General features: G+C 64.7%; 12 protein-coding genes and 1 pseudogene. 7 read left to right on the top strand and 6 right to left on the bottom strand.

The annotated features are described in order from the left end of the window. Positions 1 to 45: 45 nt before the first annotated feature. The 3 genes and pseudogenes from ABI660_RS12620 to ABI660_RS12610 all read left to right on the top strand — a co-directional run. Positions 46 to 531: pseudogene (locus tag ABI660_RS12620) on the top strand (amidase family protein); the annotation flags it as partial. Positions 532 to 783: 252 nt separating this feature from the next. After that, positions 784 to 2,310 carry a hypothetical protein gene (locus tag ABI660_RS12615; protein WP_348068483.1) on the top strand — a complete coding sequence of 509 codons (1,527 nt, stop codon included), beginning with the start codon at positions 784 to 786 and terminating at the stop codon, positions 2,308 to 2,310. A 147-nt stretch (positions 2,311 to 2,457) separates the two neighbouring features. Continuing rightward, the gene (locus tag ABI660_RS12610) at positions 2,458 to 3,759 is read left to right on the top strand and encodes an amidase (RefSeq protein ID WP_348068481.1); all 1,302 of its coding nucleotides are present in this window, start codon (positions 2,458 to 2,460) and stop codon (positions 3,757 to 3,759) included. Between the two features lie 39 nt (positions 3,760 to 3,798). Here the strand turns inward: ABI660_RS12610 and ABI660_RS12605 are convergent, their stop codons facing one another. After that, entirely contained in the window at positions 3,799 to 4,686 is an 888-nt protein-coding gene (locus ABI660_RS12605; protein ID WP_348068479.1) for a LysR family transcriptional regulator, read from the bottom strand. A gap of 117 nt (positions 4,687 to 4,803) precedes the next feature. On the opposite strand from ABI660_RS12605, the gene bla reads away from it, so the two are divergent. After that, a complete protein-coding gene (bla, locus tag ABI660_RS12600; protein ID WP_348068477.1) occupies positions 4,804 to 5,688 on the top strand; it encodes a class A beta-lactamase in 885 nt (294 codons plus the stop codon). Between the two features lie 49 nt (positions 5,689 to 5,737). Here bla and ABI660_RS12595 read toward each other — a convergent pair whose 3' ends face one another. Genes ABI660_RS12595 through hutC form a run of 5 tightly spaced genes read right to left on the bottom strand, consistent with a single transcriptional unit; the run spans position 5,738 to position 10,435 of the window. Continuing rightward, entirely contained in the window at positions 5,738 to 7,123 is a 1,386-nt protein-coding gene (locus ABI660_RS12595; protein WP_348068475.1) for a formimidoylglutamate deiminase, read from the bottom strand. Beyond that, positions 7,113 to 7,913 carry an N-formylglutamate deformylase gene (gene hutG, locus ABI660_RS12590; RefSeq protein WP_348068473.1) on the bottom strand — a complete coding sequence of 267 codons (801 nt, stop codon included), beginning with the start codon at positions 7,911 to 7,913 and terminating at the stop codon, positions 7,113 to 7,115. The genes ABI660_RS12595 and hutG overlap by 11 nt, the downstream gene beginning before the upstream one ends. Then, entirely contained in the window at positions 7,910 to 9,124 is a 1,215-nt protein-coding gene (gene hutI / locus ABI660_RS12585) for an imidazolonepropionase (protein ID WP_348068471.1), read from the bottom strand. The genes hutG and hutI overlap by 4 nt, the downstream gene beginning before the upstream one ends. Then, on the bottom strand, positions 9,121 to 9,681 hold the full coding sequence (locus ABI660_RS12580) for a HutD family protein (protein WP_348068469.1): 561 nt from the start codon (positions 9,679 to 9,681) through the stop codon (positions 9,121 to 9,123). The genes hutI and ABI660_RS12580 overlap by 4 nt, the downstream gene beginning before the upstream one ends. Before the next feature lie 43 nt (positions 9,682 to 9,724). Then, positions 9,725 to 10,435 carry a histidine utilization repressor gene (gene hutC / locus ABI660_RS12575; protein WP_348068467.1) on the bottom strand — a complete coding sequence of 237 codons (711 nt, stop codon included), beginning with the start codon at positions 10,433 to 10,435 and terminating at the stop codon, positions 9,725 to 9,727. 95 nt (positions 10,436 to 10,530) lie between these two features. Between hutC and hutU the strand changes: the two genes are divergently transcribed. From hutU to ABI660_RS12560, 3 genes are all read left to right on the top strand, one after another. Next, positions 10,531 to 12,234, top strand: coding sequence for a urocanate hydratase (gene hutU, locus ABI660_RS12570; RefSeq protein WP_348068465.1), 1,704 nt, complete (start codon positions 10,531 to 10,533; stop codon positions 12,232 to 12,234). Positions 12,235 to 12,272: 38 nt separating this feature from the next. Then, entirely contained in the window at positions 12,273 to 13,856 is a 1,584-nt protein-coding gene (gene hutH / locus ABI660_RS12565; protein ID WP_348068463.1) for a histidine ammonia-lyase, read from the top strand. A 55-nt stretch (positions 13,857 to 13,911) separates the two neighbouring features. After that, positions 13,912 to 14,756, top strand: an 845-nt coding sequence (locus ABI660_RS12560) for an ABC transporter substrate-binding protein (protein WP_348068461.1), incomplete at its 3' end; no start/stop codon positions are given.

Here is a 14,756-nt window from a genome sequence, read left to right as displayed (position 1 = left end):
ACAGAGAACCATTCCTCACCCGCGAATGCACCAAGGCAAGCACCCATGAGCACAGGCACTTCCACCCAGAGACTTGAGGCGGCGCTCGCCGCCATCACCGCCGCCGGCGACGAAGGCCGGCACGTTTTCACGCGGCTGCATGCCAACAAGGCCCGTGCGGCGGCGCGGGCCGCCGACCGGCGGGCTGCCAGCGGCCAGCCGCTGGGCCCGCTCGACGGACGCATTGTTTCCATCAAGGACCTGTTCGACGTGGCCGGAGAAGCCACTACCGCCGGCTCGACCCTGCTGCTTGAAGCCGCGCCCGCAGAACATGATGCCGTGGTGGTCAGCCGCCTGCGCGCGGCAGGCGCCATCATCATCGGCAAGACCAACATGAGCGAGTTCGCCTTTTCGGGTGTCGGCATCAACCCGCATTACGGCACACCCGGCAACGCGCTGGACGTTACCCGCATTCCCGGTGGTTCTTCTTCCGGGGCTGCCGTGTCGGTTGCACGCGGCATGGCCGAGATCGCTATCGGCTCGGACACCGGCGTGCTGGCCGGCATCGCGGATGAGCCCCTGCCGCAGCGCGAGCTGCGCCTGGGCGTGCCGCGTGGCCTGCTGTTCCGCGAAGCCGACGACGAGGTGCTGGCCGGTGCCGGCGCGCAGTCCGGTGCGACTTGTTCGTCAGGCGTCGGCCCTGTCAGGTTTGACAAGAGGACATGCGCCGTTTCTTGACGTCTCCATGGCACACCTCTACACTGATCTTCATAGCGAGCCTGGTTTGGTCAGGGAAGGAAAACAATGAGTTGGATCACCAATCTGCCGACGTTGCAGCAGTGGGATGCTTCCATTGCGGCGGCGACGGACAGCGTGGGCGACAGGTACGCCACCACGTTCCTTTCCAGCCCCGGCCTGCAGATGCAGGTCCACGCGACCGTCACCGGGAACCTGCTGCATGCGCAGCTGCGCACAAAGCTCACCGCTTGCCACGCCGCCACCAAGGTCAACCTGCCGCCGCGGATCGCCGAGCTGGACAAGCTCATCGTCGCGATCGACGAGTTCCTGAGACAGTACACCAACTTCAGCACCAACGCACGCGCCAAGACCTGGATCACCAATACCGCCCGGCATGCTCTCGTGCGCAGGCTCGGGGAGACGGCGGCCGTCAAACGGCGCTACCTGGAGATGGTACGCCAGGGCCTGGAGCAACGCGCCGTGGGCGCGGCCCTGATCGTGCAGATCGTGAACCGCCGCTTCGGCTTCTCCGGGCCGGGGCGCACGCGGCTTGTCGGCCTGGACAAGTCGTACTGGATCGAGCGCGACCATCCGATGCACGGCACCACCCAGGTCAATCGCTCGCTGGGGGCCCTGTGGGGTGAATGGGAGCGGCTGGTGCGCGAAAATGCAACGGCGTTGCCTTTCTTTCTCTGGCTGGAGGAGGTGGACTATTCCTTCAACAACAAGACCGTCAACGAGCCCGAGGTGTTGGTGGAGTACCTGCGCCAGGGCGATCTCGCCGCGTATGCACTGACCAGCCACGGCGGGCGTGTGCTGCGCCCGCGCAGCCGCACGGACCTGACCCGTGTGCGCTACGACACACAGGCATTCCACGACGGCATGGCGACTTTCGTGATCGCCCCGCCCGTGCAAGCGGCCCAGCCGGTCGTTTATTCGGAACAGCACGAGCGCGGCCTGTTCCATCACTCCAGCTTCATGGCCGGCGAGCAGGTGGTCAGCGCCGGCATGCTGCGCTGTCATGATGGCATCATCACCGCCCTGTCCCCGAAGTCGGGCCACTACAAGCCGGGCTTTCGCGACTTCATGACGGCCATCGGCATCTTCAGGGCGCAGAACCTGATCAATGACGGCACGGTGATCGAATTGGACCAGTTCTACGAGTCGCTCTACAAGACCAAGGAGCTCAAGGGACTCGACGGCGCGCTGTACTTGGCCAGGGTGCAGGAGTTGGGGCTGCGGCGGCCGATCAACCTGTCGCAGGACGAGTTCGCCGCGTGGGCAGCCGAAGTGGTGACGGAAGCGACGGCTGCCGCGGTGCTCTTCCACGCGCAGGCCCAGGTGCAGCACCAGCAGTCGTTGACGCAGGCAGCCGCGGAGCTGGCGATGGTGCGCCTGAGATACCCCAAAGTCCTGCGGCGTGTCCAGCTCCTGGCGGAAGGCACAACCTCGGTGACCGAACTGGCCAGGCAAGCCAAGCTGAGCGAAGAGTGGAGGGCTGCCATTGCGCTCGGACGCGGATTCACCGAGGAAGTGGGGATGCGCGTGGTCCGGCTGGTCTCGCGCAGGGCGAAGAAAAGCGCCGTGATGTGAATCTTCACAGCGTCCGCTCACCGGTCGGATCAGAAACTATTGAATTTGTAGAAAATCCGCCGCGCGTCGCGGTTTATTGCTGCGCTGCGGGTGGGTAATCCCAGATTCCTTTCCATGCGCCAGGAACTTGCGCTAAGGTAAGCACCCATGAGCACAGGCACTTCCACCCAGAGACTTGAGGCGGCGCTCGCCGCCATCACCGCCGCCGGCGACGAAGGCCGGCACGTTTTCACGCGGCTGCATGCCAACAAGGCCCGTGCGGCGGCGCGGGCCGCCGACCGGCGGGCTGCCAGCGGCCAGCCGCTGGGCCCGCTCGACGGACGCATTGTTTCCATCAAGGACCTGTTCGACGTGGCCGGAGAAGCCACTACCGCCGGCTCGACCCTGCTGCTTGAAGCCGCGCCCGCAGAACATGATGCCGTGGTGGTCAGCCGCCTGCGCGCGGCAGGCGCCATCATCATCGGCAAGACCAACATGAGCGAGTTCGCCTTTTCGGGTGTCGGCATCAACCCGCACTACGGCACACCCGGCAACGCGCTGGACGTTACCCGCATTCCCGGCGGCTCGTCCTCGGGTGCCGCCGTGTCGGTCGCACGCGGCATGGCCGAGATCGCCATCGGCTCGGACACCGGCGGCTCGGTGCGCATTCCTTCGGCGCTCAACGGCCTGGTCGGCTTCAAACCGACGCAGGCGCGGGTTCCGCGCGAAGGCGCTTTTCCGCTCTCGTTCACGCTGGACGCCATCGGCCCCCTGTGCCGCAGCGTGCGCGACGCAGCCGCCACCGACAGCGTGCTGGCCGGCATTGCGGATGAAGCCCTGCCGCAGCGCGAGGTGCGTGGCCTGCGCCTGGGCGTGCCGCGCGGCCTGCTGTTCCGCGAAGCCGACGAGGAGGTGCTGGCCGCCGTGGAAATTGCACTGGCACAGCTGGCCGGTGCCGGCGCGCAGGTCAGCGACGAAGCCCTGGACGACCTGCTCGGCGAGCCCTTCCACCTGCAAAAACGCGGCACCCTGGTCGCCGCCGAAGCTGCATGGGTTCACCGCGACTGGATCGACAGCCGGCCCGGCGAATACGATCCCATCGTGCTCGGGCGTATACGCCGCGGCCAGGCGCTGGACGCCCCCACTTATGCCGGCATCCAGCAGGCACGTGCCGCCCTGCTGCCGGCGCTCGATGCGCGCATGCCAGCCTTCGATGCGCTGGTGTTGCCCACCGTGCCGGTGCTGGCGCCGCCCATCGAAGCAGTGCGGTCCGAAGAGGCCTTCCTGCGTATCAACGCCCTGCTGCTGCGCAACCCCTCGGTCTTCAACTTCTTTGACCTGCCGGCTTTGTCCTTGCCGCTGCCGCGCGGCGGGCTGGCAGTCGGGCTCATGCTGGTTGGCCGCCGCGGACAGGACAGGGAGTTGCTGGCGCTGGGCGCCGCAGTCGAGCGCTTGCTGGGCAGCCCCTGATTCCTGGAATGAGTCATCTCAGGCTTGGCCAGGACTGCGTCACCTGTCTGCGGACGCCAGACGCTGATCGTTCGCCACTGCTTTCTGCATCCAGTCCCTGAAAACACTCATGGCCCGGGTGACCGGCCTGGACTTGAGCCGCGCCAGCCAGTAGCCGCCGTTTTCAATTTTCAGCGCGAACGGGCACACCAGGCGGCCACCGTTCAATTCGCGCACAAACAGGTTGACCGGCAGCAGCGCCACACCCGCGCCCTGCGCTGCGGCCTCTGCCATGGTCAGGGAGGAATCAAAGACCATGCCTTTGACCACCGGGCTTGCCACGCCAGCGGCGGCAAACCAGTTCACCCACTCGTCGGACCGGTAGGAACGCAGCAGCGATTCCTCCACCAGATCCGCCGGTTCCCGCAAACGTGCCGCCATGGAAGGCGCACAAACCGGCGACAGTGGCGAGCCAAACAGCGGCTCGGCATCCACCCCGTGCCAGGCGCCATCACCAAAGCGGATGGCGTAGTCCAGCCCTTCCCCCGCGATGTCCACCCGGTTGTTGTTGGTGAGGAGCCGAAGGTCCACAAAGGGATGCGCCTGCTGGAAATCCGCAATGCGCGGAATAAGCCAGCCCACCGCGAAAGTACCGACACTGCCTACCGTCAGCACTTCGCGAAAGCGGCCGTCGCGGAACTGCTCCAGCAACAAGCCGATACGGCCGAACGATTCGGCCAGCGCCGGCAGCAGGGCCAGCCCCTCATCCGTCAGGGCCAGGCCGCGCGGCAGGCGCCGGAAAAGCAGCACACCCATCCGCTCCTCCAGGTTCTTCACCTGCTGGCTGATCGCTGTCTGCGTGACATTCAACTCAAGGGCGGCGCGGGTAAAGCTCAAGTGGCGCGCGGACACTTCAAAAGCTCTCAGGGCATTCAGGGGAAGCTGCATGTTCAAGGCCAGGTTTTTCTGATGGGTCGCCTCAATTATCGTGAATTGTGAAGCGTGATTGATCTTGCTATCGTCGCCCCTCTTTCTTTTACTTTCTTTCAATTTCACAGGAAAAACATGCACAGAAGACAATTCACCGGCCTGTTGGGCGCCACCCTTTCAGCTACAGCACTTTCGGGTTGTGCCCAGAATTTCTTGGGCAAATCCACGGCCTTGGTCGATAACGAGCTCAGGACCATTGAAAGCCGGAGCGGTGGCCGGCTCGGGGTGGCCATCCTCGATACCGGCAACGGGATGTCTTACGGCCATCGAGCCGGGGAGCGCTTCCCCATGGCCAGCACCTTCAAGTTTCTGGCCGCCGCCTTCGTCCTGCACCGGGTGGACGCCGGCCAGGAAAAACTCGAAAGGACCATCGCCGTCAAAACGTCCGACCTCGTGGACTATTCGCCGGCCACCCAACCACGCGCCGGCGGTGCTCCCATGTCGATGGCAGAGCTGTGCGCAGCGGCCGTCACCCTCAGCGACAACACGGCCGCGAACCTGATGCTGGCGAGTTTTGGCGGGCCGGCCGGACTCACGGCCTACGCCCGCTCGCTGGGCGACACCATGACCCGGCTGGACCGCACCGAGCCGACGCTGAATGAAGCCACACCCGGAGATGTGCGCGACACCACCACACCGGAAGCCATGGTGGCCACCATGCACAAGCTGGTGCTCGGCTCCGCCTTGAGCGAGCCCTCCAGAAACCAGCTTCGCCAATGGCTGCTCGACAACAAGACCGGTGATACCCGCCTTCGCGCGCTGCTGCCCGCCGGCTGGCGCGTCGGCGACAAAACAGGCACGGCCGCCCATGGCACGGCCAACGACATCGGCGTGATCTGGCCGCCAGGGCGTGCACCCATCGTGGTTTCCGTCTACCTGACGGAAACAAGCCGCCCCATGGAACAGCGCAATGCCGCGCATGCCCAGGTGGGGCAACTGCTGGCCTCGGGGAAAATCTGAACCGCCAAGCCGGCTTCGCTTTGACTCAAGTCGTTCTGCGTTCTGGCCTTCAAGACCACAGGGCGCGCATCGCACCCACAAAGTCTTCGGCCAGACGCGGCCAGCTGTCCACCTTGCCGCCGCTGACCACGCGCCGGCCCGCCACAAACACCTCGCTGAAACGCGCGTCCGGGCTGGAGAACACCATGGCGTCCAGCAGGTGATCGGCGGGAATGCCCAGCAGGGCTGGTGACGCGGTATCGACGACGACAAAATCCGCGCGCTGGCCGGGCGCAATGCCGGCCAGTGGCAGCGAGGTAGCCGCATGCCCGCCGGCCAGCGCGGCATTGAAGAGGTTGTCCGCCGTGCTTGAGCTGGCTGGCATGTGCGCCGCGATGTTGCGCCGGCGCAAGCTCAGGCGCTGCGAATATTCAAGCAGGCGCAGCTCTTCCTGCCAGCTGCGCGTGACATGGCTGTCGGAGCCTATGGACCAGTGGCCGCCCGCTGCCGCATAAGCCGGCAGGTCAAACACGCCGTCGCCCAGGTTCGCCTCGGTGCTGGGGCAGATCACAATCGCCGCCCCGCTCTTGCGCACCGCCTGCAATTCGGCCGGGGTGGACTGGGTCGCGTGCACCAGGTTCCAGTGCGCATCCACCGGCGCGTGCGACAGCAGCCATTCGACCGGACGCTTCCCATGCGCCGCCACGCAGTCCTGCACTTCCTGCACTTGCTCAGCAATATGGATGTGGACGGCCATGCCCCTGGCTTTGGCCGCTGCAGCCACCTCGCGCAGCGCCGCTTCGTCCACCGCGCGCAGCGAATGAAGGGCCAAGCCGGTGTTGATGTGGCTGCCGCCCTGCTGAAGCACGGCTTCGGCCAGGTGCAGAACGGAAGTGGGCGTGGAGGAAAAACGCCGCTGGTCCTCGCGCAGGCCGGTGGCCGCAAAGCCCGAGCGCATGTACAGCGTGGGCAGCAGGGTCAGGCCCATGCCCACACGCTGCGCTGCACGCACCAGCGCCAGCGACATGGCCAGCGGGTCGGAATAGGAATGGCCATCGGTGTTGTTGTGCAGGTAATGAAATTCGCAGACCTGGGTATAACCGGCCTGCAGCAGCTCGGCGTAAAGCAGTGAAGCCACGGCTTCGAGCTGCTCCGGTGTGACGCGCAGCGCGGCGCTGTACATGCGGTCGCGCCAGCTCCAGAAATCGTCGTTGCTGCCCTCCGAACGTTCGGTCAGCCCGGCGATGGCGCGCTGGAAAGCATGGCTGTGCGCATTGACCAGGCCGGGCAGTACCGGCCCGTTCAGTTGTACAGCACCTTGCCGCGCTTCCTCCACCGCATTGGGCTCGATGCTGAGCCAGTGGCCGTCAACACCGACCGCCAGCAACACGTCTTGCGTCCATGCACCGTCCACCCAGGCTTGGGGGGCGAAATAACGTGTGGCCTCAGCGGTCATAAAGTTTGCGGGCAGCAGCCAGGCTGTCCGCAACCATGTTCTTCAGCACCGGCTGAATTTTTTTCCCCAGCGCTTCGTCATAGGCAAAAGGCGACGCCTCCTGCATGTACAGGCTCTGGCATTTTTCGAGCTGTACCGCATGCACATGGTCGGCCGGTCGGCCATACTGCCGCGTGATGTAGCCGCCCTTGAAGCGGCCATTGACCACGCTGCTCACACCTGGCACACCGGCGCAGGCCGCCGCAGCGGCATCAGTGATGGCTGCATCGGCAGCCGCACCGCTGGCTGTACCGATGTTCAGGTCCGGCAGGCGTCCTTCGAACAGCCACGGGATCTGCGAACGGATGCTGTGCGCGTCCCACAGCAGCGCAAAGCCGTGCTGCGCCTTGAGCCGCGCCAGCTCATGCGCCAGTGCCGTGTGGTAGGGCTGCCAGTAAGCCTCCAGCCGGCGCAGACGCTCGGCCGGCGATGGCGCCCTGCCCTCCCTGTAGAGCGCGTCACCGTTGAAAAAATGCGTGGGGCACAGCTCGGTGTTGGAGGCGCCGGGGTACATGGGTGCATCGTCGGGCGGGCGGTTCAGGTCGATCACATAACGCGAGTAACGTGGCGTGATAAGGCTGGCGCCCATGGCGGGCAGAAAATCATAGAGGCGCTGCAAATGCCAGTCGGTGTCTTCCAGGCCCAGCGCGCGTTCGGCGTAGTCACCCTGCAGCTCCGGCGGAATTTCGGTGCCGGTATGCGGCATGCTGACCAGCAGGGGAACGCTGCCGCGGTGCAGACTGAAACTCATACCACTTCACCTTCAAAAACTGTTTGCAGGCGGGGGTTCGCGCCCATGGCATAGGCCAGTTGCGCGGGATGGGCCACATCCCACAACACAAAATCAGCGCGCAGGCCCGCCGCGATGATGCCGCGGTCGGACAAGCCCAGCGCCTTGGCAGCATGGCGCGTCACACCCGCCAGGGCTTCTTCCGGGGTCAGCCGGAAAAGCGTGCAGGCCATGTTGAGCATCAGCAGCAGCGAGGTGCAGGGCGAGCTGCCGGGGTTGCAGTCGGTGGAGATGGCCATGGGCACGCCGAGCTCGCGCAGCAGGGTCACCGGCAGCAGTTTTGTTTCGCGCAGAAAATAAAAAGCCCCGGGCAGCAGCACGGCCACACTGCCGGCAGCCGCCATCGCGGCCGCGCCTTCTTCACTCAGCCATTCCAGGTGGTCGCAGCTGATTGCGCCGTAACGCGCGGCAAGCTGCGCACCGCCGCTGTCGCTGAGCTGCTCGGCATGTAGCTTGACCGGCAGGCCCAGCGCATGCGCAGCCTCAAACACACGTTCGGTTTGCGCCGCACTGAACGCGATACGTTCGCAAAATGCGTCCACCGCATCGACCAGGCCTTCAGCATGCAGCAGGGGCAGCATGCGTATCACCTCGTCCACATAGTCATCGGCGCGGCCTGCAAACTCGGGCGGAACCGCATGGGCGCCAAGAAAGGTCGTGCGCACATCGACCGGATGCAAGTGGCCCAGTGCGCGCGCCACACGCAGGGCCTTGCGCTCATGCGCGAGTGCCAGGCCGTAGCCCGACTTGATCTCCAGCGTGGTCACCCCCTCTGCCAGCAGGGCTTGCAAACGCCTGAGGCTCTGCGTCTGCAGCTCATCTTCAGAGGCGGCACGTGTGGCTTTGACCGTCGAGGCAATGCCGCCGCCGGCGCGCGCCACGTCTTCATAACTCGCGCCCTGCAATCTCAGCTCGAACTCATGCGCACGGTCACCGCCGTACACCAGGTGGGTGTGGCAATCAATCAGGCCCGGTGTGATCAGTGCACCACCGGCATCGTGTTCACGCGTGCAACGTGCCGCCAGGTCCGCAGGCAGCTCGCCGCGCGGGCCGACCCAGGCGATGTATTCGCCCTCCAGCACCAGGGCCGCGTCATCGATCAGGCCGTAAGGCGCGGGATGCGAGGGCTGCAGGCTGGCCACGCGGCAATTCCGCCAGAGCTGCACGGTCATCGCGCCATTTCCATCCAAAGCGCTGTTGCCGCCTCGATGCGTACCGAAGCGCCGTCGGCCAGGGCGCGCCAAGCCAGGGTATGCGGCGCCAGCGTGAAAAATTTCTTGTTGACCTGCACGGTCACCGGTTCGTCCCAAGCGTAAACGGCGACACGCGTGCCGGGCTTGACCTCCACATCCAGCGCACCCAGAACGCGAACCAGGCGGGCATGGGCATGGCCGTGCTTGAGCATCAGGTTGAAGTCTTCGGTGGGACCGTCAATCAGCTCGCAAGCGCAGGCCTTGGCGCCGTCAAAATGCAGCGGCGCACTTTGCGCGGTGAGTTCATGGGTTTTCCCGTCCAGCGTCAAGCGCACACCCGCGCCGCCCAGCACGGCAAACCAGCGCTCAACATCCTCATAGCGCGAGAACGGCCCGTTTTTTTCGACTTCAGCCACCGAAATCCGCCAGTCCCAGTCCTGCGCCGTAGGCCAGGCGAGCAGTTCGCGGGTGATGCCGCCGCCATTGCGCCAGGGCGTGGGGGACACTTCTTCGAGGGGAATGGTTTGCCAGCTCATGGGGTAATCTCCGCTTGGGGTCGTGTCCGGAAAGGATATCCACTCATGCCTGAAATTGTCCCGCAAAGCTGTAACGCGTGCCAGGGTAAATCAAGCGGGCCACGCTGGCCACATGGGCGCCGCTGACGGTGCGCCGCATCATCGCCAGGCAGGGCTCGGCGCGCTTGATGCCCAGCTGTTTGGCCTCTTGCGCCGTTGGCAGGCAGGCTTCGATCGAATAGCTGGCCTCGGTCAGCGGCGCGTGCAGCAGCAAGTGGTGGGTGGGCGTGGTCCGGGTGAAGTCGGTTTCCAGGAAATCGGGCGCCGCCGCCGGGTTGACGTAGCGGTCTTCGTATTGGATGGGTATGCCGTTTTCCAGATGCACCAACAAAGTGTGAAAAACGCGGGCACCGGTGCGCAGGCCCAGTGTTTTCGCCAGATCTGCGCTGGCTTTCTCGGCCTCTACCTTCAAGACCCGTGTGGTGTGCACATGGCCGCGCTCGGTCACTTCTTCATGAATGTCGCGAATTGTGAGCCGGGACGAAATGCGGTGCAGCTCGGCCACCCGCGTGCCAGAGCCCTGCACCCGCGTCACCATGCCTTCGGCGGCCAGTTCGCGCAGCGCGCGGTTGACCGTCATGCGGCTGATGCCGAACTGCGCCATCAGCGCCGTTTCGCTGGGCACCGGGTCGCCGGGCTTCCAGGTGCCGGCACTGATGCGCGACTTGATAAAGGCCTTGACCTGCTCGTAGGCAGGCAATAAAACTTTTGCCATCGCCCTAGATTAACCCAGTTGACACAAGTTGTATAGACAACTACGATTTGCCGGAATAAATTGTTCTGGTTTTTCCGCATCCGCAGGAGTCCGCCATGTCAGACCTTTCACAAACCCCCTTCCTCCACAGCAAGGCCAGGCCAGTACGCGCACCGCGCGGCAGTACCCTGACCTGCGCCAACTGGCAAATCGAAGCGGCCTACCGCATGATCCAGAACAATCTGGACCCGGAAGTCGCCGAGAACCCCGATGAGCTGGTGGTCTATGGCGGTATCGGTAAAGCAGCGCGCAATTGGCCGGCGTTTGACGCCATCCTCGACTCGCTGCGCAAGCTGAAAGCTGACGAAACCCTGCTGGTGCAGTCGGGCAAACCGGTCGGCGTGTTTCGCACCCACCCCGGCGCACCGCGGGTGCTGATTGCCAACTCCAACCTGGTACCCAAGTGGGCGACCTGGGAGCACTTCAACGAACTCGACCGCGCTGGCCTGATGATGTACGGCCAGATGACAGCTGGCAGCTGGATTTACATTGGCACACAAGGCATCGTCCAGGGAACCTACGAAACCTTTGTCGAAGCGGGCCGGCAACATTTCAATGGAGATTTAGCCGGCTGCTGGGTGCTGACCGCCGGCCTGGGCGGCATGGGCGGCGCGCAGCCACTGGCCGCCACTTTTGCCGGCGCCTGCTCTCTCAACATCGAATGCCAGCAGTCGCGCATCGATTTCCGCCTGCGCACCAAATATGTCGACAAGCAGGCCAAAGACCTCGACGAGGCGCTGGAACTGATCAAGCACCACACCAGCCGCAAGGAAGCGGTGTCGATTGCCCTGTGCGGCAACGCGGCGGAAATCGTGCCCGAACTGGCGCGCCGCGCCGCGGCCGGCGGCATGCGCCCCGACCTGGTGACCGACCAGACCTCGGCGCACGACATCATCAACGGCTACCTGCCTGCGGGCTGGAGCGTCGCGCAATGGCAGGCTGCGCAAAAGGACCCGGCGCAACATGCGGCGCTCACCAAAGCAGCCGGCGAATCCTGCGCCGTGCATGTGCAGGCCATGCTGCAATTCCACGCCATGGGCATTCCCACGGTGGACTATGGCAACAACCTGCGCCAGGTCGCCAAGGACTTTGGTGTGGGCAACGCGTTTGACTACCCGGGCTTTGTACCGGCCTACATCAGGCCGCTGTTCTGCCGGGGCGTCGGCCCCTTCCGCTGGGTGGCGCTTTCCGGCGACCCGGAAGACATCCGCAAGACCGACGCGAAGATGAAAGAACTCTTTCCGGACAACAAGCATTTGCACCGCTGGCTGGACATGGCCGAAGAACGCATCAGCTACCAGGGCCTGCCGGCGCGCATCTGCTGGATAGGTCTGGGCGAGCGCCACCTGGCCGGCCTGGCTTTCAACGAGATGGTGAGGTCGGGCGAACTGAAAGCGCCCATAGTGATCGGCCGCGACCACCTCGACAGCGGCTCGGTGGCTTCCCCGAACCGCGAGACCGAAGCCATGAAGGACGGCAGCGATGCGGTGAGCGACTGGCCGCTGCTCAACGCCCTGCTGAACACCGCCAGCGGCGCGACCTGGGTCAGCCTGCACCACGGCGGTGGCGTCGGCATGGGCTACTCGCAGCATGCGGGCGTGGTCATCGTCTGCGACGGCACACCTGACGCGGCTGAGCGTATTGAACGCGTGTTGTTCAACGACCCGGCCACCGGCGTCATGCGCCATGCCGACGCTGGTTATGACATTGCCAAAACCAGTGCGAAAGAAAACGGTTTGAACCTGCCCATGATCGGCTGACCCGTTCCCGTTCGACAACCGCCCGCCACCCAAGCCCCATGCCCGACAAAGAACTCCTCATCCCCGGCCAGCTGTCCATGGCGCAGCTGCGCCGCCTTTGCGCGCCGGTGACCCTGCCCGTCCGGCTGGACGCCGCCTGCCGCGCGGGCGTGCGCGCGAGCGCGGCGCTGGTGCACCAGGCGGCCAACGGTGGCGCCGCGGTTTATGGCGTGAACACCGGTTTCGGCAAGCTGGCCAACACACGCATCGCCAAAGAAGACCTGGCCATCCTGCAGCTCAAGCTGCTGCGCTCGCACGCCGTCGGTGTGGGTGAGCCGCTGCCGGCGCGTGTGGTGCATCTGGTCCTGCTGCTCAAGGCGGCCAGCCTGGCGCGCGGCTACTCGGGTGTGCGCGAAGAAGTCATTGATGCGCTGTTGGATCTGCACAACCACGGCATTTGCCCCGTCATTCCCTGCCAGGGTTCGGTCGGTGCCTCGGGCGACCTGGCGCCGCTGGCCCATTTGTGCCTGCCGCTGATTGGCGAAGGCGAAGTTTTTTACAAAGACGAACGCCAGCCGGCTGCAAAAGCACTGTCGCAGGCCGGCCTCAAGCCCCTGCAGCTTTCAGCCAAGGAAGGCCTGGCGCTGATCAACGGCACACAGGTCTCGACCGCGCTGGCCCTTGATGCGCTGTTTGCCACCGAGCGGCTGTTTGAAACGGCTGTGATCTCGGGCGCACTGACACTGGACGCCGCGCGCGGCAGCGATGGCCCGTTTGACCCGCGCATTCATGCGGTGCGCGGCCAGCCCGGGCAAATCGCCTGCGCGGCGGCCTATCGCGCGCTCATGGTCGGTAGCAAAATTCGCCGCTCCCACCTTGAAAACGACGACCGCGTGCAAGACCCGTATTGCCTGCGCTGTCAGCCGCAGGTGATGGGTGCCTGCCTGGACCAGATGCGTTATGCCGCCGGCGTGCTGGCCATCGAAGCCAATGCGGTCACCGATAACCCGTTGGTGTTTGCTGACGAGGGCAGCCTGCTCTCCGGAGGTAATTTTCACGCCGAGCCGGTCGCGCTGGCCTGCGACGCGCTGGCCGTGGCAATCGCAGAAATCGGCGCCATCACCGAGCGCCGCATCGCCATGCTGGTCGATACCGTGGTCTCGCGCCTGCCGCCTTTCCTCACACCCGATGCCGGTCTCAACTCGGGCTTCATGATTGTGCATGTCACGGCGGCCGCGCTGGCGTCCGAGAACAAGTCGCTGGCGCACCCAGCCAGCGTGGACAGCCTGCCCACCTCGGCCAACCAGGAAGACCATGTGAGCATGGCCACCTTTGCGGCACGCCGCCTGCAGCCCATGCTGCGCAACACCAGCTACATCGTTGGCATCGAGTTGCTGGCCGCTGCGCAGGGCATTGAATTTTTGCGCCCGCTCAAAAGCTCGGTACCGCTTGAGCGTGTGTTGCGCCTGATCCGCATCGTCTCGCCCGCCATGATGGAAGACCGCAGCCTGGCGCGTGACATGGAGGCGGTGCACCATCTGGTGGCAAGCGGGGACATGGCTGCAGCACTTGATGCCGATATGCCCGAGCTGCACGCCCTTCGTTTGGCAAATACCGCGTCTGCTGCCCCAAGGCTGGCATGAACACTGCATACCTTTCCGTCACCCTTTCATTCACCCGTCAACCCCAGGAATCCTCATGAAAAAGCTGCTCACCCTGTCCCTCCTCGCCCTGGCCTGTGTCTCCGCACAAGCGCAGGAAACCAAAATCACCTTGGGCATGTCAGGCTGGACCGGCTTTGCGCCGCTGACCCTGGCCAAGGAAGCCGGCATCTTCAAGAAGAATGGCCTGGATGTGACGATCAAGAAAATCCCGCAGAAAGACCGTCACTTGGCCATCGCCTCGGGTGACGTGCAGTGCGCCGCCACCACGGTGGAAACCTGGATCGTCTGGAACGCCAACGGCGTGGCCACCACGCAGATCTTCCAGCTCGACAAGAGCTACGGTGCCGACGGCATGGTGGTCAAGCCCAACATCAGCAAGATCAGCGACCTCAAGGGCAAAACCGTGGCTGCCAGCGCACCCGGCACCGCACCCTGGTTCACCCTGGCCTGGATGCTGAAGAAGAACGGCCTGAGCCCCAAAGACGTGAAGATCGTCAACCTGGAGCCGCAAGCCGCCGCCAACGCCATGATTGCCGGCACCGACGGCATTGACGCCGCCATGACTTACGAGCCTTACCTCGGCGCTGTGCGCGCCAAGCCGGAAGCCGGCAAGATCATTGCCACCACGCTGGACTACCCGATGATCATGGACACCGTGGGCTGCACGCCCAAGTTCCTCGCCGACAACCCGAAAGCCGCCAAGGCCCTGGCCGACAGCTACTTCGAAGCGCTCGAGATGATCAACAAGGATTCACAGAAGAGCTTTGAGATCATGGGTGCCGACGTCAAGCAGCCGGCCGACAAGTTCGAGGCCAGCCAGAAATACCTGCGCTGGCAGGACCGCGCGGCCAACCAGAAATTCTTTGCCGGCGAACACGC

The sequence above is a fragment of the Polaromonas sp. genome, from assembly GCF_039930745.1.
Classification (GTDB): Bacteria; Pseudomonadota; Gammaproteobacteria; order Burkholderiales; family Burkholderiaceae_C; genus Polaromonas.
This window is presented reverse-complemented; position numbering and strand designations above follow the sequence as displayed.